Genomic DNA, 26,062 nt, shown 5'->3' with positions numbered 1-26,062 from the left:
GGGCCTGCACAGGCCCTGATATCACACCGGGCAGTCCACCCAGAGATGCAGCCGTGGGATCAGCAAATGCAGGGGTTCTGCGGCGGGTTTATAGCGATGCGTAATCGCCTCCGCATCGTAATTCAGCAGCTCACCTAACTTTGGCACCTGGGTGCGATCCCGGCACAGCACAAGAATCGGTGACGGGCAGGCAAGCTGCGTTTGCTTTTTCTCTTCCGCACGCCAGATGCGCGCAACCGGCTGCACTTTCACCGGACGTTTAATCTTCAGGCGCGCGGATGCGGGCAGGGCGCGTACATCCGCCAGTTCCTGCTGCACTTTTTCCGCCCACTGCTCGCGTGTCCAGGGAGCCTGGGCACGGCCAGCCTTCAGACTCTTTTCCAGTTGGGCGATGATCTCGTCCCGTTTAACGTTCTTAATGACCTGCTTGTTTGCCCAGCCAAAGCGCACACTCTCTGGCGCGGGAAGGGCGGTGATGGTCCGGTAAGCATTCAGGGTAATTAAGCCACGCAAATGCTGATGCACAAATTCGAACCGGGCTTCGGAAGGCAGACCGGACTCCACGGTGATCATGTGCTCAAGACGGGCTTTCAGCTGGTTGATGCTGTTGATAAACGCGGTAAGCTGCTGCGTGTCCTGCTCGCTGCATTCGATGCAGAGCGCACCCGGCAGGCGCACGGCGGCTTTAGTGCTGAGCTTTTCTGACTGGTGCTGCATGAACAGACGGCAATAGTGGTTGAGCGCCCGCTCCCGCGCCTCTGTGCCCAGGTGCTGCTCCACGGCAATCTGAGTAATCGCATCGTGTTCATGCCCTTTTTCAATCGGGGGCAGACTGAAGACCCGGGCGATTAACAGCGGCTGCGCCTCAATCTGCTGCCGTAATGCTCCCAGGGCTTCTTCGAGATCCTTGACGCACTGCTGCATATCTGTGACTAAATCATAACGCACCGAAGTCTCTCCTGTAGTTACAACATGCTCAATGTGGCAGAAAGATCGCGCTGCTGCAAACGTCTTTATAGTTACAACATACTAAACAGGCTTTCTGAAATGGTGCGGTCTGTGGCATAAGCAGGGCGAAGATAGCACAGGGTGCGATGGGGCCCACCAGAAAAAAGCGAGTGACAGCTCCACGCGGGACAGGGTGCATTACCATCGTCACCAGCGTAGACAGAATCGGCGGGAAGCGGCTGGTCACCGACGGTGACAAAACCAAAAAAGGTTATTCGGTGCCTGGCGGGCGCTCTCGCCGCCTTCAGGCACCGGGGTTAAGCGGCGCAGGATTACGAATGTCGGCTGAACAACTGATAAATCCGTTCCGGGAGCAGGCTGAATAAACATATTGATACGGCTTCGCAACATGACAGCAGCGTTTCGCCTTTTTTGCGCCAGAACAGGGTTACGATGATCACGGCTACGGCCGCTACACCGAGCGCGCCTGCCATATCCAGTGGGAAGTGAACCCCGAGAAAGATGCGTGACCAGGCAACCAGCAGTGAGACGAGCGTGAGAATGCCACCGGAGCCCCAGTTACCCCTGGCCCATAATGCCAGCGTGATACTGAAAAACAGCGTGCCGTGGTCGCTGGGAAATGACGTATCCGCAGCGTGATCGATCCACAGATGACCCAGCCGAATCATAAAAGGGCGCGGATGAAAATAGAATGCTGAACAGAGAAAATTCAGTGTCAGCCCTGTGATGGCCGTTACGATGGCAAACAGGGCGGTTTCGCGTTCTGCGCGCCCACCTGTAAACCAGTAAATCAGCAGCATAAGCGGCAGCAGAAAGATCAGATACTCTGCGCTGAATGTCGCAAAATCGATGAGCCAGCCGGGCGTGCCGGGAAGGGCATTAATGGTAAGGAACAGATCCTGATTATAGGTTTCCAGCAAAGTATTCATCAGCGCGTGGGCTCTGTGGTAAGAGAGGACAAGGGCCATTTTCCCCGCGCAAGATTAATAAAACCTTAATCGTCATTCGCCGCGTTCATCTGTTCAGCCGGCTGAATGAGTGGAAACACGTTCTCAAGAAAGAGGCCCGCCTTGCGGCTGCCATAAACACCACAGCGGTAAGCGCAGGGTATCCTCAGGCGGGCATGATATGTCAGCGGCAACGCGCATTTTCTCCCTCACAAACAGGGGGGATCTCGTTCAGTCAGTGCCTGACCGTTAACCCCACCCATGAATGAAGAACACACCGCATCGGTAACGTGACGTGGTGCCTGAAACATCACTTCGCTAAGACTTTCAACTGCGATCGGGCCGTGAAAAAACGACGATACGACAAATAGACGGCGATGATGGTCGATAAACTGGCTGTGCCAAGCAGCATAAACGTAACCATAATCTGGTACTTAATCGCCTTAAGTGGGTCAACACCCGCAAAGATCAGCCCGGACATCATGCCGGGTAAACTCACCAGACCAACAGTTTTGGCGGCATCAACGGTGGGGATCATCGCGGCGCGAATGCTTTCGGCAAGGATTCGCTGCGAGGCCAGTTTGACTGGCGCGCCAAGGCTCAGCATCTCCTGAATTTTTTGGGCATTGTCGCTGAAGCGCTGGTTCAGGTTGCTGTAACACAGCCCCACAGCAACCATGGCATTGCCGGCAATCATGCCGGAAACCGGAATGACCTGCATAGGCAGAAAGGCGATTGCACCGCTCATGACCAGAATGGTCAGCGTAATGGCGGTGCCACTCGCGATCGCAACGAACGAAATCACAAAGGCATTATCAATGTTACGGCTGCGCTTACGGGCATTAAGCGCCGCATTGACGCAGATAAACAGCACCATCAGCACGGTCAGCCCGCCGTTATTCACATCGAAGACCGACTTGAGGACATAGCCTACGATGGCCAGTTGAACGATCGCGCGGCTGACGCTCCACAAAATATCTTTGCTCATGCCAAGCTTCTCTTTCTGGCTGATAAGCAACGCAATCAGGACCAGAACCAGCGACAGCAGTAGCGAGTTGTCACTTATTGTTGTCTGATGCATTCATCTTCTCCCTGTCAGGTGACGTGAGGCGAAGCACATGCTCTGCCTGCTGTATGTCGTTAACATCGTGACTTATCCAGACGACGGCCATCGGGTGTTCTGCGACAAGCCGCCTGATCAGCGACTGTACCGTCAGGCTGTTTTCTTCATCAAGCGCGCTGGTCACTTCGTCAAGTAACAGCACGGCTGGCACAAACTGCAGATGGCGCAGCAGCCCAATGCGCTGCTTTTCGCCGCCAGAGAGGGGCTCAATCGCAGCATTCAGCATATCCGGCGAGAGATTAACACTCTCCAGCGCCGCCTTAAGTTTTGCCTGTGGCGGCGTCTGGCGGCGAAGTTGCCAGGGCAGGGCAAGGTTGTCATAAACCGTCTGACCGAAAAGCTGTGGCGTCTGAAAACAGTACGATACCTGCTGACGGTATTCCTCGGCCCTGAGCGTGGCGATATCGCGGCCCTGAAAGCGGATCTCTCCGGTCGTTGGCGTTAACAGAGAGGCAAGGATCTTCAGGAAGGTACTTTTGCCACTGCCGGAGGCACCGGTGAGCACGACAACGTCGCCCGGCGACAGCTGTAGAGAGACCGGCTGCAATAGCTGTCTGCCGCCGTGTGAAAAGGTGACATCCTGCGCATCGAGCAGGGGCAGAGAAGGGGCCATCGTTGCTTCCTGGATAGGGGTTAATAAGTCCGGTTCGTCGATATCTGAAAGGCGGTGCATTCAGCCTTTTACTCCTTGCGTGGCTTTCCAGCCCGGCCTGGCATCTTCCTGTTTATGCCGTGTCCTGTCAGCCATGAGTCAGAATAGCCGAATTCACCACCGGTGCTAACGGAACGCACAAGCCGGTTCAGACGGGCAACGACATCACGCCGCGCGTCCCGCTTCGCCTCAGGCCTGAGCGTGACGCGCCTTTTTCATTTTGGTTGCTGATTTTTTCACACCCTGCCGGGCGATTAACTGTGCGGCAGGGCAACAGCACATTTTGAATGTCCTTATCGCCTTAGCTGCGTGTGCTCTACCACCACAGGGAGAAGAAATCCCGCTGGGGCGCGTTGGTAACCGGACCGTTGGGGCGCGTAAAAAAGCGGTAAAGCCAACGGCGGCATTTTTCCTTTTAGCTGAACATGTTATAAAAACACTTTGTTTGCTAACGGATCCTCAACATGGACGTGATTAAAAAGCCGGGTGTCACGCAAATTGTCACGCTGGGCCTGGTTCAGATCCTCTCCTGGGGCGGTTCGTTTTATCTGATGGCGGTCATGGCCGCGCCTGTTGTAGCAGAAACCGGATGGTCGCAACAGTGGGTTTACGGCGCGTTATCGCTGGGCATTTTAGTGTCTGGGTTGCTCGCTCCGCGCTGTGGCCACCTTATTGTACGCACGGGCGGTCGCCTGATGCTGGCACTCAATGGCATCGTGATGGCGGCAGGGCTTACCCTTATGGGATTCAGCCATCACTTACCGGTGTTTTTACTGGCCTGGGTCATCATCGGCATCGGCATGGCGATGGGGCTGTATGATGCGCTGTTTGCGACGCTGGGCACCCGCTATGGTGGGCAGGCACGCAGCGCCATTACCGGCATAACCCTGATTTCCGGTTTTTGTACCAGCGTGGTCTGGCCTGCCACCGCGCTGCTTATTCACTGGCTGAACTGGCGGGGCGCGTGTTTCGCCATCGCCGCGCTGTTGCTGGTCAGCGTCTTACCGGCCTATTTTTATGCTTTGCCCAAAGGCCATCTTATCTCACCCGTCAAACGTAAAAGCGCACCCGGCACAGCGCCGGATTTGCCCGCAGTCTTGTTTTACCTGTTGTGCGCCATTTTCACGCTGGCCTCGGTGATTATGACGGCCATTTCGGTGCAGCTTATCACCCTGTTGCAGGCCAGTGGTTACAGCATGGCGGCGGCGCTGGCAATCAGTACGCTGCTGGGGCCGTGCCAGGTGGCATCCCGTCTCATTGATATGGCCTTTAAAGGGGGCCATCCCATCTGGACCACTTTTTTTTCGGTGGGGCTGGTGGCGCTGGGGTTGTTGTTGCTGGCGCTGTTTCCGCAACTGGCCCTGTTAAGTATGATCTTTTACGGTGCGGGAAACGGCTTACGCGCCATTGTGCGCGGCACTTTGCCGCTGATGATGGTAAAACCTGAAGCGTACGCGGTACTGGCAGGCCGGATGGCGCGTCCGGCGTTAATGGGGCAGGCGGTAACGCCGTTAGGCGTGGGCTATGTGTTTGCGACGTTGGGGCCCAAAGCCACGCTGTGGTTACTGTGCACACTGGCAGTGATAAATCTGCTGCTGGTGGTGGCACTGAAAAAGCGGCTTCCAGCGCCAGCGCCATCTGTGCGCTAATGCTGTCCGCTACCGCTGGGCAAATAAGCACCTTGTGCGGTCGCGGGTTTCCGGGTGGGGAATATGTGCCTTGTGGCGGGTGGGTTGCTTCTAAAAAGTGACAGTGTTTGTTATATTCATCCCTGTTTGTTGGTTCACTTAGGCGGCTATATAACAACAAGAATGCACCGCAATTCAGGATACAAAGATGCTTGATTATCGCTTCCCGACAGCTTTGCAAATGGTTCTGAGTGTGGCGGTGGCGGAGCAAATGGGAAAACGCTCTACCAGCGCGATTCTCGCTTACGGGCTTGAAGCAAACCCGAGCTTTATACGTAAGTTAATGGTCCCATTAACCCGTGATGGCATTATCGTGTCCACGCTGGGTCGTACGGGTTCCATTCATTTGGGCAGACCCGCAGCTGAAATCACGCTGCGTGATATTTATGTCTCTGTGACAGATGATAAAAAACTCTGGGCGGCTCGCCCGGATGTGGCACCGCGTTGCCTGGTCAGCGCCAACCTGTGCTGGTATTTTAAATCGATTGCCGAGGAAGCCGAGCAGGCATCACTGGCGGTACTCGCGAAGCGCACCGTCGCCGACGCGTTAAATGAGCTGAAAACCCACGACACCAGCAACTGCACCGCCGTGCCTGAGCCTGAGGTGACGGAACCGGATACCGACTGCAAAAAAAGCCGCTGATGCGGCTTTTTTTACGTCTTATGTAAACTGACGACCATCACGTGCGAGGGTGTTGCATTCATCATCGGCAGGTTTCACCGTCACGTCCTCTCTGCCTGTCTCTGACGAACACCCGTACTCAGTTATCCCGTCCGCGCGCGCACAGCGCCTTTTAAATAAAATAAATGCTAACCGGCTCCGCCAGGGCACGGGTCAGGCGTTGTATATACTGACGTTGAGAGGCAGTGCCCCGACGTCCGCAGGATCGTCGGGGCACACGCATTACTGCGCGTGTTCCGTAACCGGGCGAGCGGCGTTACGCGTCACCAGCTTACGCAGCGCCACATAAAACACCGGCGTTAAAAACAGGCCAAACAGCGTCACGCCTAACATACCGGAGAACACCGTGACGCCCGTCACGCCGCGGACTTCCGCGCCTGCGCCTTCCCCCAGAATCAACGGAATAGTTCCGGCGATAAAGGCGATAGAGGTCATCACGATAGGGCGCAGACGTAACCGACAGGCCTCAAGCGCGGCGTCGACAATCCCTTTACCCTGCATCTCCAGTTCGCGCGCAAACTCCACAATCAGAATGGCGTTCTTACAGGCCAGGCCCATCAGCACCACCAGACCGACCTGCACAAAGACGTTGTTGTCTCCGCCTGTTAACCACACGCCCAGCAGGGCCGACAGCATGGTAACCGGCACAATCAGGATCACCGCCAGCGGTAACGTCCAGCTCTCATACAGCGCGGCCAGCACCAGGAAGGCCAGTAACACCGCCACCGGGAAAACAATCAGCGCGGTATTGCCCTGCGTCGCCTGCTGGTAGCTGAGGTCGGTCCATTCGATGTTCATGCCATTCGGCAACAGCTGGCCGGACATCGCCTCAAGCTGGCGCATCGCCTGGGCGGAGGACAGTACCCGAGGGTCCGCATCACCGATCAGGTCCGCCGCCGGATAGCCGTTGTAACGAATAACCGGATCGGGCCCGTAAGTGGTGGTGATATGCACCATGCTGCCGATGGGCACCATCTCGCCACGATCGTTGCGGGTACGCAGGTTGGCAATGTCCTCCACGCTGTCACGAAATTCGCCATCTGCCTGTGCCATCACCCGCCAGGTCCGACCAAAGCGGTTAAAGTCGTTAACATAGGATGACCCCAGATAAGTTTGCAGCGTACTGAACAAATCCGTCAGCGCCACGCCCTGTGCCTTGGCCTTATCACGGTCAACCTGCACATCCAGTTGCGGTACGTTGGCCTGATAAGACGAGATGGGGAAGTGCATGCCTGGCGTCTGCATTACCGCGCCGGAGAGTGTATTAATCGCGGTTTGCAGTGCGCCATAGCCCAATCCGGCCCGATCCTGCACGTAAAGCGAATAGCCCGAACCCTGGCCCAGACCCAGAATCGGTGGCGGCATAATGGAGAAGCCAAACCCCTGCTGAATACGGGCGATTTTTGCATTGATGTCCGCGTTAATCTCCGCCGCCGTGCGCTTACGTTCACTGAAAGGTTTCAGGCCGAAAAACACCGTGCCGCTGTTCGGCGTATTGGTAAACTGCAGCGCATTCAGGCCCGGAAAGGCAACCGCATAGGCCACGCCTTCCGTTTGCAGACCGATTTCGCTCATCTGCCGGATGACCTCATCCGTGCGCGCCAGCGACGATCCTTCCGGCATTTTCACGCCGCCAATCAGGTAAAGCTTATCCTGCGTGGGGATAAATCCGCCCGGTACGGCATGGAACATCCAGCCGGCACCCGCCAGTAACACCAGATACACGCCAAACACCGCGCCGCGCCGCCGCAGGGTTTTCGCTACCATCGACTCGTAGCCATGGGCCGTGCGGTGAAAGAAACGGTTAAACGGGCGGAAAATCCAGCCAAACAGCCAGTCGATCAGGCGCGTGGGCCTGTCTTTGGCGGCCTGGTGATCCTTAAGCAACATTGCTGCCAGCGCAGGCGATAAGGTCAGCGAGTTGATGGCAGAGATGACGGTCGAAATGGCAATGGTGGTGGCAAACTGCTTGTAAAACTGACCGGTGACGCCCGACAGAAACGCCATCGGCACAAACACGGCACAGAGCACGAGCGCGATAGCGATAATCGGCCCCGATACTTCGCGCATGGCCTGATGCGCCGCCGCTTTGGGTGACAGACCCATTTCAATATTGCGCTCAACGTTTTCCACCACCACGATGGCATCATCCACCACGATGCCGATGGCCAGCACCAGACCGAACAGGCTCAGGGTGTTAAGCGAGAATCCGAGCAGGTAAAGCACGCTGAACGTGCCCACCACGGAAACAGGGACCGCCAGCAGGGGAATGATCGAGGCCCGCCAGGTTTGCAGGAACAGAATCACCACCAGCACGACCAGAAAGACTGCCTCCAGCAGAGTCTGGACCACGGCCTTGATGGAGTCGCGCACAAACACAGTGGGATCGTAGGGCGCTGCCCATTTCACATCGTCAGGAAAGCGGGTGGCCAGCTCATCCATTTTGGCTCGCACCGCGTTGGAAAGATCGATCGCGTTGGCCCCGGGGGCCTGAAAAATACCAATGCCGACGGCATCTTTATTGTTCAGCTGCGAACGCAACGCATAGCTGCCCGCACCCATTTCGATGCGTGCCACATCGCGCAGCCGCACCAGCGAGCCGTCCTCAGCGGTTTTTAAAATGATATCGCCGAACTGCTGCTCATTTTCGAGCCGGCCCTGCATGTTGATCGACAGCAGAAAATCGCTCTGCTTTTTCAGCGGTTCCGCACCAAGCTGCCCGGCAGAAACCTGCACGTTCTGCTCCTGCATTGCGCTGACGACGTCGGCGGCGGTCAGGCCGCGTGCGGCCACCTTATTGGGATCCAGCCAGACGCGCATGGCATATTCGCCTGCACCAAAGATCTGGATCTGCCCGACGCCTGGCAGGCGGGCCAGTTCGTCTTTCACTTTCAGCGTGGCGTAATTACGCAGGTAAAGAGAATCATAGGTACTGCCCGGCGAAAACAGATGCACCACTAAGGTCAGCGTAGGCGACATTTTTTGCGTCGTAATGCCCAGCCGGCGCACGTCTTCAGGCAGTCGCGCTTCCGCCTGAGCGACACGGTTTTGTACCTGAACCTGCGCCTGGTCCGGATCGGTGCCGGGACGAAACGTGACGGTGGTCACCAGCACGCCATCCGAACCGGCGACGGACTTCATGTACATCATGTTTTCGACGCCGTTAATCGCTTCTTCCAGCGGGGTCGCCACGGAATCGGCAATGACCTTTGGGTTCGCGCCGGGGTATTCGGCACGCACCTGCACGCTCGGCGGCACCACGTCGGGATACTCACTGATGGGCAATAACGGTATGGCGATCAGGCCGGTCATGAACATCAATACCGACAGCACGGCGGCAAAGATTGGCCGATCAATAAAAAAGCGGGAAAAATCCATATCAACCTCGGGTTATTGAGCGGCGGTAGCGGCCATATCGACAGTTTTGGCCGTCACCGGCATTCCGGGCATAAACACTTTTTGCAGTCCGGCAACGATGACCCGGTCGCCCGCCTGCAAACCGGCCTCGACGATACGCAGTCCGTCAGCCATGGCACCAGGCTTAATGTCGCGGCGCTGCGCTTTCCCCTGAGCATCAACGATATAAACATATTTGCGATCCTGGTCGGTCAGCACGGCTTTATCGTCAATTAACAGGGCGTTGAAGGTTGCACGACCCGGCAGGCGAACCCGCGCAAAGAGGCCAGGCGTAAAGATACGCTGATGGTTATCCAGCTGCGCACGCATGCGAATGGTGCCGGTACTGGCGTTGAGTTGGTTATCCAGGAAGTCGACGTTACCCCGGTGCGGGTAACCCTGTTCGCCTGCCAGCGCAATCTCGACGGGCAGGGCATGACGTTGCTGGCCCTGACGCGCCATGGCCTGGTAGTGCAGGAAGGTGGTTTCATCGATGTCGAAATAGACCACCATCTTGTCTTGCGAGACCAGCGTCGTCAGAACGCTGGCGCTGTCCCCGGCGGTTACCAGGTTTCCTGCGGTGATCATGGCCCGGCTAGCGCGGCCGTCAATGGGCGCCGTGACGCGGGTAAAATCCAGATTCAGTTGGGCCATGGCCACAGCCGACTCGGCGGCCTGCACATCGGCCTGCGCCTGGCTGGCGCTGGCGCGTCGCTGCTCCCACATCTCACGTGATACCGCCTGAGTACCGAGCAGTTTTTCTGTGCGCGCCGATTCACTGCGGGTCAGGCTGGCCTGACTCCGCGCACGCGCCAGCGAGGCTCTCGCCTGATCCAGTGCGGTGCGGTAGCTACGGTCGTCAATGGTGAACAGGACCTGACCCTTTTTCACCTCATCCCCTTCATGGTAATTAACCGTGGTGATGTAGCCTGAAACCCGTGGACGCAGTTGGACGCTTTCAACCGTTTCTATGCGGCCATTAAAGCTGTCCCACTGACTGACCGGTTTTGTCACCACCACAGCCGCACTCACCTCGGGCGGCGGCGGCGGGGCGCTGTTCGCCTGACCCGTGTCACATCCACTTAACTGACTGATGACCAGTCCCATCCCCAGCAGGGTAACTCCCTGACGAACCCAGTTGCTTATCATTGTTGTGATTCCGCGATGAACAGTGAAGTAAAGCCCGCAGGCCAATATTTGCAACTTCTATGGTTGCAATTTATCGCGAGGAGTGTAGGCTTGTGTGTCTGAGAACTGCAAGAATAACTGATACACTTTATGTGCGGTCTGATGAGCGATGATTTATCGGCCAGCATCCAGCCTGACAGGGCATGAGGTAAGTCCCCATAAAATGTGCGGCATTTAATGTATTAATTAAACTTGCATTAAATGGCATTGTCAGTCACGCTTTAAGTGTAACTGCAACTGATACTAATACTGTTCGCTGTCGCGACCGGAGAAGACAAATGATGAGTAACGCTTTTATTCACGATCTGATTAACTGGATTGACAACAATATTGAAGCACGCCTCGATCTCGATACGGTTTCTGAGCGCGCGGGCTACTCAAAATGGCACCTGCAACGGATGTTTAAAGAGCACACAGGCTATCCACTGGGTGAATATATCCGTATGAAAAAATTAAAAAAATCAGCGGATCGCCTGACCAGCACCAACGAACCTATCCTGAACGTAGCCATTTCGCTGGGCTTTGACTCGCAGCAGTCGTTCAACCGCAGCTTCAAGCGTCAGTATGGTGTTGCTCCGGGTGCGTGGCGCCGTCACAGTGTGCCGTCGCAGGCTGCAATGCAGTAAACCCCGCCAGGGCCAGGTCATCTGGCCCGCGCTGTTTTATCCGCTGAGAAAACTGCTATTATCTGCATCCTGTTTTCCGGGGATGTCATCATGTCAAAAAAACTGTGGTTAGGATTAGTCCTCATCCTTATCCTCTCCTGGATAGGTCTGCGACCCTATCTGACGTCTGCACCTGCCAAAACCTCTGCCGCAGACATCGCCGCCTTAACGGATGTGCGAACCGTCGCCCGCTGGGTGCTACAGCATCAGCAGTTGCCCGATTACTACATCACAAAGAAGCAGGCCCGCCGTCTGGGCTGGAATCCTGCGAAGGGCAATCTGTGTGACGTGCTGCCGGGTCGGGCGATTGGCGGCGATCGCTTTTCCAACCGCGAAAGAAAGCTACCTGAACGTTCCGATCGGCAGTGGTATGAGGCGGATGTGAACTACCGCTGTGGCCATCGTGAGGCGGATCGCCTCGTGTATTCGTCAGACGGGCTGGTGTTTCTTTCCACTGACCACTATCGCAGTTTTAAGCCGGTGCAGTAACGATGTTGCGCCTACGGTTTGATCTCGGTGAGCTGGCGGATCGCGATGCCTTTTACCGGCAGTTTGCCGCGCAAAGCGACTGCTCCGGCGACTTCGGCAATAACCTGGACGCGCTCTGGGACTGGCTGACAGGTGGCATGGCCCTGCCGGCGGAGATTTATCTGCTGAATGCCGATCGGCACGACGCGGATCTGGCTCCGGTTCTGGCGTTGCTGGAAGAGGCGGCGCAGTCGCTGAGTGGCGAACTGCGCCTGATATACGCTTAGTTACGCAGTGGTTTGAGCAGGTCGGCTAGCGCTTCGCGCGCGCTGACCGGCAGATCGCCCCCACCGGTATAGCCGTTGTTTTCGATAATGACCGTGTTCAGGCCCACCAGCCAGTCATATATGTAGTACGCCGTGTGGTTTGCTGGCGTAGCCGACAGTTTTGTCAGTCGCTGACCGGCGCTGAAATTCACACTCGGCGCAGGCGGACGTGAGAAGATCGACTGGCCACGGTTAACCCGGCTGGCCGGACGTTCTGTTTCCGGACGCTGCAGGAAGCCCAGCCACGCGACGAAATCCCCCAACACCGTCATGGCACGCGTCACCTGACGATCGGCGCGCGACTCATGCGACATGCTCTGCGCGTCCGGTTCATGCAGGGCGGTTTGCAGCGACTGCAGGATACCGGTGCGGAAACTGGCGGTGATCAGTTCTTCTATTAACCATTCCATCGTGGCTTTGTCGATATTCAGCAGCGTGAGCAGGCTCTGATTTTCCGGCAACTGGCGCAGATGGTTCAGCCACAGGCTGAAGACCTGGCGCGGGAACTGAGTCAGGCCTTGGCCAAAGCTGGACTGCTGAGGCGCGGGCTGTTCAATTTCAGCATCGCTGAACAGGTCGAACTCAAAACCGATACCAAACTGGTTCTCCGGTGCCTGAATACTGGTGGTGGCGGCAGGAACGGATGAGCCTGACTGATTCAGCCACAGCTGACGCAGGGCTTCGCGGGAAGGCTGTAGCCGCTCCAGCAGTTCTCCATGCAAACCGGTGCGATGTTGCAGGCATTTCAACAAGGTATCCGCGATGTTCTGCTTGCGCGCCGCCTGATCGGGCGACGCACCGGCTTCGGTCCAGGGCTGTAGCCGACGTTCAACGACCATGTGCTGAATCTGCGCCAGTTGCGCGATAAGCTGATCGCGGCGGGCCTCTGGCTGCATCTCATCCTGTAACCATTCGGACATGCGATCCACACCGGCGCGATCCAGTGCCAGCATGGAACCCCATTGCTGACCCGGCTGGCCGACCTGACGCTGTACCGCCTCATCCACATTCACCTGCTGATGGCGCGCATCATAAGGCGTGATCGCCCAAATCAGACGCGGTTTTTCACCCGCGTCGTTTTTTGGCTGAAGGCGTTGCCATTCGCGCAGGGCGCGGCTGGCGATATCCACATCCTGACGCTGGCTGGCGGCGGTGCAGATCAGCAGCAAATCGATGCCCTGGCGGGCGGCATAGATGCCGGGGAGCAGTGTACGTTTGTGCTCCAGCAGCCGTGCGCGCAGCGCATCCTGCTGCTGCAGGCGCTGGCGTTCTTCCCGCAGCGCCGCATCACTCGGCGTACCGGGTGCAGGCAGCTCCAGCATGTCCGCTTCGTCATAGATCGCGGTGCGCGGCGTGGAGCTGAGCGGAATCGTCACCTCCAGCGTCAGCAGCGCCAGTAATCCCAGCGCCACATGTTGCGGCTTGGCCAGGCGGTTTCCGTTTAACGGGCAGATCTCAATGTGCAGCGAGAGATCCTGTTCGCTGGCCGGGACGATAAGCTGTTCGGCAGGCAGCAGAGACGAATCGGTTAACAGGCTAAGCGGCCCCAGCACGCGTGTGCTGTTGCGCAGTTGGTGGCGCAGATGCAGCAAGCTCCGCACCAGCTCATTCAGGGCCGGTTCGGCGGGCCAGAGCAGAGAGAACAACTGGACCCGATCGTCAACGCTCAGCCACGGGGCCAGTTCAACCGCCTGAGGCCAGAAGTGCCGATCCAGTTGTGCATCATACAAATGATGGCGGCGGCACCATGACCAGAGCGTGACCAGCGCATCGCTCTCCAGGCCAGGCAGTGGCGTCGTTAAGCGGTGACGCTGCAGACGTTGTATCACGCTGTCGATGTTTGCGGTATCGGGCTGGCTGACGCCTTCGCCACACGAAATCGCCAGGCGTAGCACCTCGGCTTCGCTCATCAGGGCCAGCTCTACCGGCCACTCCGACGACAGCGGCTCGCGCTGATGGGTAAACCGCGTCGCCGTGGCGAAATCAAGGTTACCCGGGTTGATATGCTGAAAATAGTTAACCGGCTTGTCGCTTAGCGCGGTGATTAACTGTCCCTGGGCATCCGCGACCATCTCCGTTAATAACCAGGCTTTGCCTGCCTGAGACTGCCCAAACAGGGCTAAGGTGACGGGGCGGGCCACCTGCTGCGCCAGCGCCTGCGTTTGCACACGGGCCTGACGTAACTGCAGGGTCAGGGTTTCGGCTTCCAGTGCCAGACGGGGCGACTGTTCGCGGGTGTTTTCAATCCATGCCAGGCTGCCATTCAGGGCGTCCTGCAATAAACTCAGGCGTTTTGCCAGCGTTTGCGGCTGGCGGGGTTTAACCGATCTCATCGTTTACATACACTCCCGCTGTCAATCCAGTATTGCGCATTGGCATTGCCAGTGGCGGAGAGAGTATTCAGTTTGAGGCTCAGATGTTCAAGCGGAACGCGCGTACCATCGTCCAGTCGGGCTTCGCTTAACACCAACGTCTCGGGGCCAGGCGCATCCGGACCGGCCTTCACCGCCAGCTTCACGCGCAGCACGCTTTCACCTGCAACCTTGCGCGCCAGCGCGGCATCATTGAGCGTCAGGCTGTACAACGGCGACGCGGGCCAGCGTTCATTATCCAGTTGGCGGAAGCCCAGACAGACATTGCCACGAATCCGGAAGCTGCTTTTGCGATCCAGCGAGAAAGCGGGATCGTCCAGGTCGATGTCGCTGTAGCACAGGTTCTCATCGGTCAGGGCCTGGTTTTCGTCCAGCATGCCGAGATAACGGATCGTGGAATAGGGCTCGAAATCGCCGGCGCGGAACCAGAAGCTGCTCAGGCGCAAATCCAGGGCCAGCAGGCATAACATCGCGCCCACGGCGGCCGTGGATTTCGGGTTATCGATACGGCCATGTTTGTTAAACGGATACCAGTCACTGGTGTGATAGCCTTCCAGCGACAAAATTCGGCTGCCCGGCAGCGGTTGCAGATGACGCACCAGCGCCTGAATGCCGGGGAAGCGTGAGGGCCGTCCGGTCAGCAGCAGGACGTCACACTGATACAGTGAGACCACTTCACACATAGATCGCAGTGCCGGAATGATCGCCATGCGATGCTGCATAAACTCGCCGTGAAGCTGCGCCATGCTGACCACCAGCGGCACCTCAAGCAGGTCAAAGCGGCTGTTGCCGCCTAATTCACGCTGGATTTCGCCATTAACAAACGCCAGCACCGCGTCTGCCGGACGCTGATCGACCAGCTCACCAAACAGCGCATTGATTTCGGCATGGCTTTCCAGCGGATCCCAGTTCTCGTAACGTTCAAGCACCGCCTGCGCCAAGGGAATAAACACCTGCAACGTGGCTTGCTGCCGCAGCGTTGCCTGACCGTCCATCCGGCTGTCGTGGCCAAACAGTTTGTTGATCAGCGGTTCGGCCAGCGTCAGGCCGGCTTTCTGCAGGCTCTGTTGCAGGGCCGGCAAAACCCACAGCTGAATCACATCCAGTAATATATCGTCGCCGGCCACTTTAAAGCCTTCACGGAACAGCAGACGCGGCGTAATTTTGACGTTATTGCCCTGGCCGTCATCGAGACGGTACTGGGTAATCGCCAGGTCGGTGGTGCCGCCGCCAATGTCGATAGAGGCAATGCGCAGGCTCTTGCCGGGCTGCTCATCGGCTTCACGCGGACGATCCGGACGCGCCATGCTGCTGAAGAAGTCTTCTGCGCGGCCGGCAAAGTTCACCTGGGTTTCGTTAAACAGCCACACCATCTGACCGCAGGTGGCTTCATCCCACTCCATCTGTACGTCCGGCACGGGTTTACTGCTTTGCGCCTGCGTCTCCGCCGTAAATTCCTCGTCGGCCGGATGCCAGCCTTCAGCTTTCCACACCAGCGCAATCGCTTCCTGCATGCGACGACGAAAGATTTCACGTTCAGGTTTTGGCATGGCGGACGGAAGCGTCAGAATCACATGACGCAGCTGGCGCGGTGCATGACTTTGCGGCATGCGCTGACGCTGTGCCGCGCTGTTCATTTGCATCAGTGCCTGGGCCAGCAGCTCACACAGCATAAACGTCATGAGTGAACTGCGGCTGTAGTGAGCGGAGAACACCGGCAGGCGTTCATCCAGCGGCAGCGCATACAGCGGCTGACCTTCGTCATTCATCAGTGAGGTGAAAGGGGCGGCGCAGGCCTGCGGTTCACCTTGTGGGCTCTGCTGATTAAACCGCCAGCCCGGCTGATAGCGGGCTTCGTCCCACAGGTAACGCCGCGGGCTGGACAGCCCGGTGCTGCCTTCCAGGCCGGCACGCTGCAAGGCCAGGCGGCTGGCTTCGCGTCCGACGCGGGTCAGTGAAGGCCACATAAAGGCCTGCTCACGGCCGCTTTCCAGCGAAAAGTTGGCTTTACCAAAACGCGCTTCGGCAAATTCCAGCCGACTGTCGAACAGCTCGTTATACACACGATGTGGTTGAGACAGATCGCGCATCTGCAGCTCGTAGGTCTGCTTCAGGCCGTTGCTCTCTTCCGGATGGTCTTCAACCAGAATACCGCAGGTGTGCGAGTTGCCGACGTCAAGAATGATATCCACGTTGACGGCTGGCGTTTGCAGCGTGGCGGCCTGGATGTGAATCTCCGTGAGGTTAAGCTGCTCGCCCAGCAATTCCAGCAGGTTGAGGTAGTGCGCCTGATATTCAAACTCACGTAGCGCCTGGCTGATGGCCTGTTCACGGCGATCGGACACGCGGTCAGTGAAGGATTCGCGCAGCCAGCCATCTACCCAGGTGTGATCAAGAAATTCCCCCAACTCGTAGTTGTGCCAGGCCAGGGCAAAGGTAACGCCGTTCTGTGCGTCGGATGGCGTCAGTCCCAACTGTTCGCCGCCATCTTCTTCCGCCACGCAGCGCGTATCAAACGCCAGCGTAACGCGGTGCGTGTTGCCTGCGCTGTCAGGTTTTTCCAGCGCCACTAACCGCATGCGCGCCCAGTTTTCCGGGCCGCCGATAAAGCGACGACCTGAGGCGCAACGCAGCATTGGCAGCGGCAGCCAGCAGGCTTCCAGTAAGGTCAGGGAGTCGGACAGCGCGATATCGGTTTCGGGACGCACGACTTCCGGTGCGCCACCGTCCTGCGGGTAAAGTAAAAATTTACCGCTGTTACCGTCCATATTCAGACGCAGTAACGGACCATTTGCGGTCTGGCGCACAAACTGACGGCGCGCCTGGGTTGCGGAGAGTTGCAGACCAAAATCCAGGAACTGCACGCCGCTGTTCTCAATCAGAGAAATTTTTTGCTTATCATCGATCAGGGGAGCCAACATAGTTACTTACTCTCACGCTTAATCGTAATGGGATACACACGATCCCCGGTGTATTGCGCTTCGCAGGCGGCGGCGCCAATGCTGGAATGACACACTAACATCGGCATACGGTAACGCGATTTGTCCGCGCACCGGGCGGTAAAGCGGCTTTCTATCACCATGTTACCCGCGCTGGTCATCGCCGCCGTGACATCGGCCTTACAGGTGGTGTTCCCCTGGTTGATCTGTACGCTGCCCTTGCCATTGTTAAACTGGAAGTGCATGACAGGGGGTTTACCGGTTGGCGTTTTGATGTTTTCGATCTCTACGCGCCAGCGTCCGTCAATCACCTGAACCTGACCATCACGTACGGCATCCGGTGTCACCACCAGATCGTCGGGTTTCGCGGGCACCGCAGGCGCAACCACGTTGGAAAGCGTCGCAGACGGTGCCGCTGCAGGCACAGGCGCAGCGCTGGCGGCGGTTTGCGCACCCGCTACCACGGCGGCCGGTTTCTGCGGCAAAGTGTCAGCCAGTTTTTCAGCCGGCACCATGGCTGCCGGCCTGATAGCGGCAACAGGGGCGGTATTTTGGGCGACCGGGGCGGACGGCGTGACGGGCTCCGATTGCGGCATATGCAGGATAACCGCCGTCGCGGCCGCTGCGGCAACGGCCAGCGTCGGAATCAGATACCACAGACGGAAAGCCGGACGACGCGCGGCCTGAGCGGGCACAGGCTCTGGTACAGGTTCCGGCTCAGGCGCGGGCACCTCTGCGACCGGCGGTACCACCGCGGCGGTTTCGGGCACCACCACCGGTTCGGGCGCAGGCGGCACAACAGGCTCGGGTGGCAGTTCGACCAGCGAAGCAGGCAGCGACTCCTCCAGGCTTTCACGCAGGCAGGCGAGTGCATCATCACGGTTGCGCTCCTGCGCATCCACAAATCCCCAAAAGGTGATGACAGGTTTACCGTTCACCAGATAAACATATTGCTGATTGGGGAATTGCAGGCTCTTGCCGAGTAGCGCGCCAAACAGGCGCATCGCCGGATTGGCAGCCTCGCGGGCGCGGGCGCTAATGGCTTGCAGATCCTGCTGGCAGGCGGTGAGATGTTGCAACGCCTGACGGCGTTCATAATCGCTCGCGGCCATCCAGGATTTGACTTTGCCGGAAAAAGGCGCGTACCAGTCAAGCCGGTCGCCACGTTCATTGGTTTGCGGAATCGCCAGGCAGTCTGCCAGTGCGCTTTGGCGGCGCAAACGCAGGGTCTCACGGATTTGCAGGGCGGACGTAAATACCGGCTGGCCGTTCTCACCTAAAGCCAGAACCGCATCCAGATTGCCGCTGCGCAGAAAAGTTTTTGCCACCTGTTAGGCCCTTATCGGTCGTTGTCTGAGGCAGAAGATCGCGTGTTATCGTCAATTACGGTGATTTTACGTGGGGCAATGGCAAATCAAACCGCAGAAAAAGAGGTCAAATGCGTGGTTTTTTCGCCCGCTGCCGGGAAAATAACCAATGCCCAGATGATGTTACGCTGTTTTACGTTTTAATAACAGATGCGCGATAACGCCACCCACTAATCCCCAAAACGCCGACCCGATCCCTAAAAGCGTCACGCCCGACGCCGTGATTAAAAAAGCCAACAGCGCGCTGTCGCGGTCAGCAGGCTCTGCCAGTGCCCGTTGCAGACTGCCGCCCAGGGTCGTCACCAGCGCCAGGCCCGCCACTACGTGCACCATTACAGCCGGCAGTGCGCTGAACAGCACCGCAATCAGCGCACCGGACAGGCCAGCCAACAGATAACATCCGCCGGCCACTGCCGCGGCAATCCAGCGACGACGGGGATCGGGATCGACCTCTTCGCCCATACAAATCGCTGCCGTAATGGCCGCCACACACACCGAAAATCCGCCGAACGGCGACAGAACCAACGCCAGTAATCCGGTCCAGCTCATGAGCCCGGACACCGACGGACGATAGCCGTGTGCCTGTAGGGTGGCGACGCCGGGCGCATTTTGTGACGCCATGGTGACTAAAAAATAGGGTAGACCAATACCGATAAGCGTGTGCAGTGAAAACGACGGCCAGACAGGCGCAGGAAGGCTGAAACGGGCAGCCTGCGCCGGAAAATGAAGACTGTTCTGGGCTACCGCCAGGGTAACACCGACCAGAAGCGTAATCAGAATGGCATAACGGGCCAACCAGCGGCGCGCCAGTAACCAGCTCATACACATCGTGGCGGCGAGGGGAAAGTTCACGGCGAAGTCGCTAAACGTCTGCAAGCCAAAGCGCAGTAAAATGCCCGCCAGCATGGCAGCCGCCAGCGACGCCGGGATGTGATTCATCAGGCGGGCAAACAGGCCCGTGACCCCGCATAACACAATCAGGACATTGGCAAAAACAAATACGCCCACAGCCTCATTGAGAGACGTGCCCGGCAGGCTGGTGGCCAGCAAGGCCGCCCCCGGCGTGGACCAGGCGGCCAGCACCGGCATGCGGTAAGCCAGGGAAAGCCCCGTTGAGGCGATTCCCATTGCGATGCCAATGACGGAGAACCAGCCCGCGATCAGCGCAGGCGGCGCACCAGCCGCCTGGGCGGCCTGATAAATAATCGCACCTGTGCTGCTGTAGCCGACCAGCACGGCGACAAAGCCTGACACCACCATAGGCAGGGTAACGGGAAACGGCGGATGGCGCAGTGACATGGTCTCTTCCTCTTGTGCGTTATAACGCACATCGTCGCATAGTGCGCTATAACGCACAAGTGCTACACTGATGCGCTTATGCAGGAGACAATATGGAAAATTTGCATCACTATCTTGGCGAGGCGCTGAAACAACTGAGGCAAGCCAATGGCTGGAGCCTTACGTTAACCGCTGAGAAAACAGGCGTCAGTAAGGCGATGCTGGGGCAGATTGAACGCGGCGAGTCCAGCCCGACGATTGCCACCCTGTGGAAAATCGCCACCGGCTTTAATGTCCCGTTCTCGTTTTTTGTTCATCAGTTGCCCATCGCGGAAGGGGAAGTGGCCCGTTATCGCCAGCACAATGCGCAGATGGCGGTGACGCCGTTGTTACCTTATGACGATCGGCTACGCTTTGATTTGCTTGCCGTTGAGCTGGCACCGGGCGCGCAGAGTGATTCTTCCGCGCATGAAAAAGGCGTGATCGAGCAGGTGGTGGTGCTGGAAGGCGAGCTGTTGCTGGGCATTGCTGATACCTGGCGGCGGCTGAAGCGGGACGAGGCCTTTCAGTTCCGCGCGGACGTGGCCCACAGTTATCGCAATCCGCTGGATACGCGCCTGCGTTTTCACAGCCTGATTCACTATGTCGAGCGACGCTGAGCACCGGATCGGGTTTGCCCATTAATCAGCCTGACTTACAAATTGAAACGACCCGCGCCTGTTCAGCGCTGCCTGGCACGCTATAATTGCCTCCCCCTGTATGGCGCGCCTGTTCGGGCACTGGCGGCGAACCGGCGGTGCGTAGCGGCATCAGCCTGCGCCATACTTCTTATACTGTTTCCAGAGGACTCACCATGGCTTTAACCACACTTGATGCGAAAACCGCTCTGATTGTTATCGATCTGCAAGAGGGGATTGTTGCGCTGCCGGTTGTGCATGAGCCACAGCCGGTTATTGAACGCTGCGCAGCCCTGGCGGCCGCCTTTCGTGAAAAAGACCTGCCTGTCGTGATTGTGAATGTCGCGGGCGGCGCACCGGGCCGAACCGAATCCCCCCGGCATCAGGGCGAATTACCGGCAAACTGGGCCACACTGGTACCGGCGATGACACCGCAACATAACGATATCACCGTCACTAAGCACACCTGGGGCGCGTTTAATCAAACCACGCTTCATGATCAGCTACAAAAACGCGGTATTACGCAGGTGGTGATCTGCGGTATTGCCACCAGCATCGGCGTGGAGTCGACGGCACGTCAGGCTTACGAATTAGGTTACAACGTCACGTTAGCGGTCGATGCGATGACGGATTTAAATAGCGACACGCACGAAAACAGCATTAAACGCATTTTTCCTCGCCTGGGGGAAACCGGCAGTTGTGACGATGTGCGTGCAAAACTTAACGCCCTGTAAGGGTTAAGCGACTTGCCAGGGGATGAGCAGCATCACGCTCATTCCCTGACGTCTTTCGGCTGACGCGTCGCCAGAATGAGATCAGGCTGCATCGCCGTCGCTGCAATCAACGCATGGGTTTCAGCACGTCTAACGGGCATATACAGCCGTGCGCAGTTGCGTGCAATCCTGCCAGCGTCCGCTCATGATACACCGCCAGCACCTGGGTCTGGTACGCGTGGTGAAAGCGCTGCGCCTGTTCACTGTCCTGCCTCGCCAGGCGCGCGATGCCGCGTCTGGTTTCCAGCCATGTCGCGGCCGAAATAAAGGTCCTGTCAGCCTCAGCACCACCGGCCCCCGCGAGAACGCAGGGATCCATTCGCGGCGTCCCGCAAAATTATCCCGGCATGTAACAACGTCATGCCTGAAAAATAAGGGAAAGAGCGAGTCAGCGGTCACGAAGCACCTGCGCAGCCGCCTGCGTTTACTGGAACTGTCAGGCCAACGCTGTAGTTGCGTCCCGGTACCGATTCGTAATAACGGCCATTGCTTTCGTTGACGATGACTGAGCCATGATGACTGAGCCATATAGTCAAACAAATTATCGACCCGGCCAACCAGATCCTGTGTTTATGCATCAACCAGCCATTTGTAGCCGCTGTTTACCACCGTTACGGCATACGAAGGTGCACGCACTGTGTTGCTGTCATCTGCGGCAATATTGCTCATATAACGCCATTCCGCGACCGCATAAAAGCCCTGTTCAGGGGCTGATTCTAAGCCGGTATCGACCCGGTTGCGCACGATACCGGGCATCCGCTTGCCGTCGCAGTCAGCGGCAGAGAAAAGATGGCAGGCAGCACAAAAAACGGCAGGCTTTACCGGCGTAATCGCTTAATATCCCTCTGTATTTGGCCTGAAATCGCCTATCCAGGGGGAGGTCGCCAGCCCGATGCGGGGCGAACGCCACGACGACTGGCGGCAGGTCGCAGTATAGGGGGATAAACGAACCCACGGGCACAGTCGCCCTCATGTTAATCGTTTTGTCTGTTGTCTGGAAAAACGTAAATGTTCAGCCGATGTATGTAACCGTGAGACGGGCATCCTGGGTAGATCTCTCCCGCGTTTGGCACGGTTGCGGGCCGAACGACAGGCGGCGTTGTCAGTAACTGGTTTGGGAAGCCACAGCGGACGTTAACGGAAGGACGAGGTAACCGATGCTACCTTTTATCTTACGCCAACCCGTATGAGCAACACGGGCCTGACTATTCACTACAAGGAAATCAGCATGAACGTAGCGGTTTTAGGATTGGGTGCCATGGGGCACGCCTTTGCAGCGAATTTACTGAAAAAAGGGTTTGAGGTTCACGGCTGGAACCGCACGCGCGCACGGGGCGAAGACCTGGTTGACGCCGGGCTGAACCTTGCGGATTCGGCATCTGAAGCGGTAAGCGAGGCTGATGTCGTGATTGCGATGTTATCCGATGGCGAAACGACAGCGCAGGTGCTGCATGAGGTGAACGCGGTTCTGAAGCAGGGCGCCACGCTGTGTCAGATGGGGACCATTGGCGTTGAAAAAACCGATGCGCTGATCGCCTTCTTTGCTCAAACGCGCCCGGATGTGGTGTTTATCGATGCACCGGTTTCCGGCACCAAAGCGCCTGCGGAAAACGCCCAGATTCTGGTGCTGGCCAGCGGCGACCGTTCGCGTGCCCAGGCTGCTGAGGCGGTGTTTGCCGCGATAGGTAAAGGCACGCAGTGGCTGGGCGAGGCGGGCAAAAGTTCGCGTATGAAACTGGTGATCAACAGCTGGTTAATCGGCCTGATGCAAAGTCTGGCGGAGAGCAACCGGCTCGCTGAACAGTTTGGTTTTTCAACCCACGATCTGTGGCAGGTGCTGGACGGCGGTCCGCTGGCCGCGCCGTATGCCAAAATGAAGCTCGCCATGATGGAAAGCGAAGATTACACGCCGCAGATGCATCTGCAGTGGGCGCTTAAAGATGCCCGGCTGGCGCTTGAGGCGTCGGACAGCACACTGCCCGCGCTGGAAAATATCGCCCGCGTCTGGCAGCAGGCCGTTGAGGCCGGGCACGGCGAAGAAGATTTAGCGGTGATCTATAAGTACCTTAAGTCGCAATGAGTGCAACGATCAGTTTCGATTTCAGCACGCGTCCGCTGGTACCGCTGGCGCACGATTATCCGCACGGGGCAACGGAGCCCTGGCATTTTCATCGTTGTGCGCAGTTGATTCATACCTTAAGCGGCGTGGTGCGGGTTGAAACCGAACAGGGCAGTTGGGTGGTACCGCCCAGCCGCGGCGTCTGGCTGCCAGCCATGACGCGCCATAGCTTACAGATTACCGGCGCGGTCGCGGCCCGGGTGCTGTTTGTGGACCCGCTGGCCAGGGCCGATCTGCCTGCCAGTTGCCAGGTCGTACAAATTTCGGCCCTGCTGCGGGCGCTGATCGTCAGCGCCATGGATTTACCGGTTTCCTATGCGCCCGCCAGCCGGGCGGAACGGATTTACGAGCTGATCCTGGATGAAATTCGCGGCATGGATGTGCTGCCCTTTGCCTTGCCCGTGCCCGACAGCCCGCGTTTACAGGCATTGTGCATGCAGATTCAGGCGGAGCCCGCAGGTGACTGGACGCTGGCCCGCGCCAGCGAATGGCTTAATGTGTCTGGCCGGACGCTGGCCCGTCACTTCGAACGTGAAACCGGGCTTTATTTCAGCGAGTGGGTGCGCCGTGCGCGCGTGGCCATTTCCCTGACCCGGCTGGCACAGGGCGACCCGGTTCTACAGGTCGCCCTCGATCTGGGCTATGAGAGCCCCGGTGCGTTTAGTGCGATGTTTCGTCGTGTGCTCGGTGTGGCACCGACGGACTACTTCCCGGCGGCAGAAAGTGACCTGCCGCGTTGAGGAGGGCCTGCAGGGCGGCACGTGACGTATCGCTGTCGATGCTGACGCCCCATGCGCGCTCTCCCTGAAGATTGATACAGCTGACATAGGCAACCGATCGGCTGTCGCTGCGTTTTCCCAGCGTGTGTTCATGGTAATGTTCGATCGTTAACGTCAGATCGCAGGCGTGACGCAGCGCGTTGACGGCGGCGGACAACAGCCCGTTACCGCAGCCTGTCAGCAGGAGAAGGTGGTCGTGATGGCGGACGTGGGCGCGCAGGCGCGTTTGCTCGCCTTGTTCGCTTTCGCTCTGAGCATCCATCAGACGCAGCGTGGGCCGATCAATCTGGTAGTGACGACAGAACAGTTGTCAGACCGCGTGCTGCGTCATTTCTTTTCCGTGGGCATCGGTTTCCTGTTGTACACACCGACTGAAATCCTGCTGAAGGGCGCGCGGCAGTTGCAGACCGTGGTTCTGCTCCAGCAGCCAGGCCGCCCCACTTTTCCCCGACTGGCTGTTAACCCGAATCACCGCTTCATAACTGCTGCCGATATCCGCCGGGTCGAGGGGCAAATAGGGCATCTGCCACACGGTTTCCTGCTGCTGTGCGCGCCAGGTAAACCCCTTTTTGATCGCATCCTGATGCGAACCGGAAAACGCGGTGAACACCAGTTCGCCGGCATAGGGATGACGCGGATGGACGGGCAGTTTATTGCAGGCGGTGACGACCTCAATCACGCGTGCCATGTCACTGAAATCCAGTCCGGGGGCAACACCCTGGGTATAAAGATTTAACGCCAGCGTCACCAGATCCACATTCCCCGTGCGCTCTCCGTTACCCAACAGGCAGCCTTCAATGCGGTCCGCACCGGCTAACAGCGCCAGTTCCGCGCAGGCAACGCCCGTGCCGCGATCGTTATGCGGATGAACGCTAATGCACACTGCCTGTCGACGACTAAAGTGACGACAGAAAAATTCAATCTGATCGGCATACACATTAGGCGTGTTGACCTCAACCGTGGCGGGTAAGTTGATGATCATGGGGCGCTCAGGCCCGGGTTCCCAGACGGCGGCCACCGCCTCACAAATGTCGAGGGCAAACGCTGGCTCGGTAAAGCAGAAGGTTTCCGGCGAGTATTCAAAGGTCCACAGTGTCTCGGGTGCGGCCTCGCAGGCGGCCCGGATTTGCCGCGCGCTGTCGGTAGCCAGCGCCACAATCTGCGCTTTACTCTGGTTAAATACACGTTCCCGGAACAGCGGTGCGGTGGCATTGTACAAATGGATAATGGCGCGCGGTGCGCCTTTCAGGGCGCAGAAGGTCGTCTCAATCAGATCGTGGCGCGCGGGGGTTAAAACCTGCACCGTCACGTCTTCAGGAATGCGCTGCTGTTCAATCAAATCCCGTACGAAGTCAAAGTCGGTTTGTGAGGCTGACGGGAAGGCGACTTCGATTTCTTTGGCCCCGCAGTCCAGCAATAATTGCCAGAACTGCAGCTTTTGGGCGCGACTCATCGGTTCAGCCAGCGCCTGATTGCCATCCCGCAGGTCGGTAGACAGCCAGCGCGGCGCACGGCTGATTGACCGCGAAGGCCACTGACGGTCAGGCAGGTCAACCAGGGGGAAAGGGCGGTATTTCTCGGCGGGATTCGTTAACATTGCGTTCTCCTTTTCGGTGTCAGCTCAGTGTGGCGAAAGCGCAGCCATGCGGCGCGC

Annotated in this window: 20 protein-coding genes and 2 pseudogenes; 9 read left to right on the top strand and 13 right to left on the bottom strand. The window is 58.0% G+C overall.

The features are described 5' to 3' along the window. Positions 1–21: 21 nt before the first annotated feature. The 4 genes from tus to fetA all read right to left on the bottom strand — a co-directional run bounded on the left by tus (position 22) and on the right by fetA (position 3,652). Entirely contained in the window at positions 22–924 is a 903-nt protein-coding gene (gene tus, locus GC087_RS12500) for a DNA replication terminus site-binding protein (RefSeq protein ID WP_033741473.1), read from the bottom strand. Positions 925–1,280: 356 nt separating this feature from the next. After that, a complete protein-coding gene (locus GC087_RS12495) occupies positions 1,281–1,898 on the bottom strand; it encodes an undecaprenyl-diphosphatase (RefSeq protein ID WP_162285673.1) in 618 nt (205 codons plus the stop codon). Between the two features lie 328 nt (positions 1,899–2,226). Then, positions 2,227–2,997 carry an iron efflux ABC transporter permease subunit FetB gene (gene fetB, locus GC087_RS12490; RefSeq protein ID WP_324028454.1) on the bottom strand — a complete coding sequence of 257 codons (771 nt, stop codon included), beginning with the start codon at positions 2,995–2,997 and terminating at the stop codon, positions 2,227–2,229. After that, positions 2,975–3,652 carry an iron efflux ABC transporter ATP-binding subunit FetA gene (fetA, locus tag GC087_RS12485; protein WP_044241999.1) on the bottom strand — a complete coding sequence of 226 codons (678 nt, stop codon included), beginning with the start codon at positions 3,650–3,652 and terminating at the stop codon, positions 2,975–2,977. The genes fetB and fetA overlap by 23 nt, the downstream gene beginning before the upstream one ends. Positions 3,653–4,155: 503 nt before the next feature. On the opposite strand from fetA, the gene GC087_RS12480 reads away from it, so the two are divergent. Together GC087_RS12480 and GC087_RS12475 are read left to right on the top strand one after the other, a co-directional pair. Then, on the top strand, positions 4,156–5,340 hold the full coding sequence (locus GC087_RS12480) for an MFS transporter (RefSeq protein WP_324028453.1): 1,185 nt from the start codon (positions 4,156–4,158) through the stop codon (positions 5,338–5,340). A gap of 187 nt (positions 5,341–5,527) precedes the next feature. Continuing rightward, the gene (locus GC087_RS12475) at positions 5,528–6,022 is read left to right on the top strand and encodes an RrF2 family transcriptional regulator (RefSeq protein WP_006119082.1); all 495 of its coding nucleotides are present in this window, start codon (positions 5,528–5,530) and stop codon (positions 6,020–6,022) included. A gap of 261 nt (positions 6,023–6,283) precedes the next feature. Here the strand turns inward: GC087_RS12475 and oqxB are convergent, their stop codons facing one another. Further along, positions 6,284–9,439, bottom strand: coding sequence for a multidrug efflux RND transporter permease subunit OqxB (gene oqxB, locus GC087_RS12470; protein ID WP_054633833.1), 3,156 nt, complete (start codon positions 9,437–9,439; stop codon positions 6,284–6,286). Positions 9,440–9,451: 12 nt separating this feature from the next. Further along, complete coding sequence (locus GC087_RS12465) at positions 9,452–10,564, bottom strand: efflux RND transporter periplasmic adaptor subunit (RefSeq protein ID WP_394564877.1); 1,113 nt, start codon at positions 10,562–10,564, stop codon at positions 9,452–9,454. A 359-nt stretch (positions 10,565–10,923) separates the two neighbouring features. On the opposite strand from GC087_RS12465, the gene GC087_RS12460 reads away from it, so the two are divergent. From GC087_RS12460 to GC087_RS12450, 3 genes are all read left to right on the top strand, one after another. Beyond that, a complete protein-coding gene (locus GC087_RS12460) occupies positions 10,924–11,271 on the top strand; it encodes a helix-turn-helix domain-containing protein (protein ID WP_006119087.1) in 348 nt (115 codons plus the stop codon). A 90-nt stretch (positions 11,272–11,361) separates the two neighbouring features. Further along, positions 11,362–11,799, top strand: coding sequence for a ribonuclease domain-containing protein (locus GC087_RS12455; RefSeq protein WP_006119088.1), 438 nt, complete (start codon positions 11,362–11,364; stop codon positions 11,797–11,799). Between the two features lie 2 nt (positions 11,800–11,801). Continuing rightward, positions 11,802–12,065: a barstar family protein gene (locus tag GC087_RS12450; protein WP_033741324.1), complete on the top strand. Its 264-nt coding sequence runs from the start codon at positions 11,802–11,804 to the stop codon at positions 12,063–12,065. On the opposite strand, the gene GC087_RS12445 is transcribed toward GC087_RS12450, so the two are convergent. From GC087_RS12445 to GC087_RS12430, 4 genes are all read right to left on the bottom strand, one after another. Continuing rightward, positions 12,062–14,437, bottom strand: coding sequence for a virulence factor SrfC family protein (locus tag GC087_RS12445; protein ID WP_324028452.1), 2,376 nt, complete (start codon positions 14,435–14,437; stop codon positions 12,062–12,064). The two genes, GC087_RS12450 and GC087_RS12445, sit on opposite strands and share 4 nt — an antisense overlap. Next, positions 14,434–17,397 (bottom strand): virulence factor SrfB, encoded by a 2,964-nt coding sequence (locus GC087_RS12440; RefSeq protein ID WP_039340438.1) that lies wholly within the window; start codon positions 17,395–17,397, stop codon positions 14,434–14,436. The genes GC087_RS12445 and GC087_RS12440 overlap by 4 nt, the downstream gene beginning before the upstream one ends. A 2-nt stretch (positions 17,398–17,399) precedes the next feature. Further along, the gene (locus GC087_RS12435; RefSeq protein ID WP_162285677.1) at positions 17,400–18,743 is read right to left on the bottom strand and encodes an SrfA family protein; all 1,344 of its coding nucleotides are present in this window, start codon (positions 18,741–18,743) and stop codon (positions 17,400–17,402) included. A 162-nt stretch (positions 18,744–18,905) separates the two neighbouring features. Then, on the bottom strand, positions 18,906–20,081 hold the full coding sequence (locus tag GC087_RS12430; protein ID WP_205950146.1) for a benzoate/H(+) symporter BenE family transporter: 1,176 nt from the start codon (positions 20,079–20,081) through the stop codon (positions 18,906–18,908). Between the two features lie 92 nt (positions 20,082–20,173). On the opposite strand from GC087_RS12430, the gene GC087_RS12425 reads away from it, so the two are divergent. Both GC087_RS12425 and GC087_RS12420 read left to right on the top strand, forming a co-directional pair. Next, positions 20,174–20,719 carry a helix-turn-helix domain-containing protein gene (locus tag GC087_RS12425; RefSeq protein WP_205955280.1) on the top strand — a complete coding sequence of 182 codons (546 nt, stop codon included), beginning with the start codon at positions 20,174–20,176 and terminating at the stop codon, positions 20,717–20,719. Between the two features lie 194 nt (positions 20,720–20,913). After that, the gene (locus tag GC087_RS12420) at positions 20,914–21,471 is read left to right on the top strand and encodes an isochorismatase family protein (protein WP_039340433.1); all 558 of its coding nucleotides are present in this window, start codon (positions 20,914–20,916) and stop codon (positions 21,469–21,471) included. Positions 21,472–21,577: 106 nt separating this feature from the next. Here the strand turns inward: GC087_RS12420 and GC087_RS12415 are convergent, their stop codons facing one another. Both GC087_RS12415 and GC087_RS12410 read right to left on the bottom strand, forming a co-directional pair. Next, on the bottom strand, positions 21,578–21,829 hold the full coding sequence (locus tag GC087_RS12415; protein WP_324028451.1) for a PIN domain-containing protein: 252 nt from the start codon (positions 21,827–21,829) through the stop codon (positions 21,578–21,580). A 76-nt stretch (positions 21,830–21,905) separates the two neighbouring features. After that, a pseudogene (locus GC087_RS12410) lies at positions 21,906–22,281 on the bottom strand (hypothetical protein); the annotation flags it as partial. A gap of 457 nt (positions 22,282–22,738) precedes the next feature. On the opposite strand from GC087_RS12410, the gene GC087_RS12405 reads away from it, so the two are divergent. After that, complete coding sequence (locus GC087_RS12405; RefSeq protein ID WP_253275860.1) at positions 22,739–23,590, top strand: NAD(P)-dependent oxidoreductase; 852 nt, start codon at positions 22,739–22,741, stop codon at positions 23,588–23,590. Next, complete coding sequence (locus GC087_RS12400) at positions 23,587–24,369, top strand: AraC family transcriptional regulator (RefSeq protein WP_324028450.1); 783 nt, start codon at positions 23,587–23,589, stop codon at positions 24,367–24,369. Before GC087_RS12405 ends, GC087_RS12400 begins: the two co-directional genes overlap by 4 nt. Here GC087_RS12400 and leuA read toward each other — a convergent pair. Next, a pseudogene (leuA, locus tag GC087_RS12395) lies at positions 24,290–26,005 on the bottom strand (2-isopropylmalate synthase). The gene GC087_RS12400 and the pseudogene leuA sit on opposite strands and share 80 nt — an antisense overlap. Positions 26,006–26,062 lie beyond the last annotated feature (57 nt).

It is taken from the genome of Pantoea sp. JZ2 (genome assembly GCF_035191405.1).
Classification (GTDB): Bacteria; Pseudomonadota; Gammaproteobacteria; order Enterobacterales; family Enterobacteriaceae; genus Pantoea; species Pantoea stewartii.
Note: the sequence above shows the minus strand (reverse complement) of the source record. Positions and strands in the feature narration are given on the sequence as shown.

Bases quoted from the DNA above. Each gene is read 5' to 3' on its own strand.
- tus (WP_033741473.1), bottom strand. From the start codon at position 924: ATGCAGCAGTGCGTCAAGGATCTCGAAGAAGCCCTGGGAGCATTACGG.
- GC087_RS12495 (WP_162285673.1), bottom strand. From the start codon at position 1,898: ATGAATACTTTGCTGGAAACCTATAATCAGGATCTGTTCCTTACCATT.
- fetB (WP_324028454.1), bottom strand. From the start codon at position 2,997: ATGCATCAGACAACAATAAGTGACAACTCGCTACTGCTGTCGCTGGTT.
- fetA (WP_044241999.1), bottom strand. From the start codon at position 3,652: ATGGCCCCTTCTCTGCCCCTGCTCGATGCGCAGGATGTCACCTTTTCA.
- GC087_RS12480 (WP_324028453.1), top strand. From the start codon at position 4,156: ATGGACGTGATTAAAAAGCCGGGTGTCACGCAAATTGTCACGCTGGGC.
- GC087_RS12475 (WP_006119082.1), top strand. From the start codon at position 5,528: ATGCTTGATTATCGCTTCCCGACAGCTTTGCAAATGGTTCTGAGTGTG.
- oqxB (WP_054633833.1), bottom strand. From the start codon at position 9,439: ATGGATTTTTCCCGCTTTTTTATTGATCGGCCAATCTTTGCCGCCGTG.
- GC087_RS12465 (WP_394564877.1), bottom strand. From the start codon at position 10,564: ATGGGACTGGTCATCAGTCAGTTAAGTGGATGTGACACGGGTCAGGCG.
- GC087_RS12460 (WP_006119087.1), top strand. From the start codon at position 10,924: ATGATGAGTAACGCTTTTATTCACGATCTGATTAACTGGATTGACAAC.
- GC087_RS12455 (WP_006119088.1), top strand. From the start codon at position 11,362: ATGTCAAAAAAACTGTGGTTAGGATTAGTCCTCATCCTTATCCTCTCC.
- GC087_RS12450 (WP_033741324.1), top strand. From the start codon at position 11,802: ATGTTGCGCCTACGGTTTGATCTCGGTGAGCTGGCGGATCGCGATGCC.
- GC087_RS12445 (WP_324028452.1), bottom strand. From the start codon at position 14,437: ATGAGATCGGTTAAACCCCGCCAGCCGCAAACGCTGGCAAAACGCCTG.
- GC087_RS12440 (WP_039340438.1), bottom strand. From the start codon at position 17,397: ATGTTGGCTCCCCTGATCGATGATAAGCAAAAAATTTCTCTGATTGAG.
- GC087_RS12430 (WP_205950146.1), bottom strand. From the start codon at position 20,081: ATGTCACTGCGCCATCCGCCGTTTCCCGTTACCCTGCCTATGGTGGTG.
- GC087_RS12425 (WP_205955280.1), top strand. From the start codon at position 20,174: ATGGAAAATTTGCATCACTATCTTGGCGAGGCGCTGAAACAACTGAGG.
- GC087_RS12420 (WP_039340433.1), top strand. From the start codon at position 20,914: ATGGCTTTAACCACACTTGATGCGAAAACCGCTCTGATTGTTATCGAT.
- GC087_RS12415 (WP_324028451.1), bottom strand. From the start codon at position 21,829: ATGGATCCCTGCGTTCTCGCGGGGGCCGGTGGTGCTGAGGCTGACAGG.
- GC087_RS12405 (WP_253275860.1), top strand. From the start codon at position 22,739: ATGAACGTAGCGGTTTTAGGATTGGGTGCCATGGGGCACGCCTTTGCA.
- GC087_RS12400 (WP_324028450.1), top strand. From the start codon at position 23,587: ATGAGTGCAACGATCAGTTTCGATTTCAGCACGCGTCCGCTGGTACCG.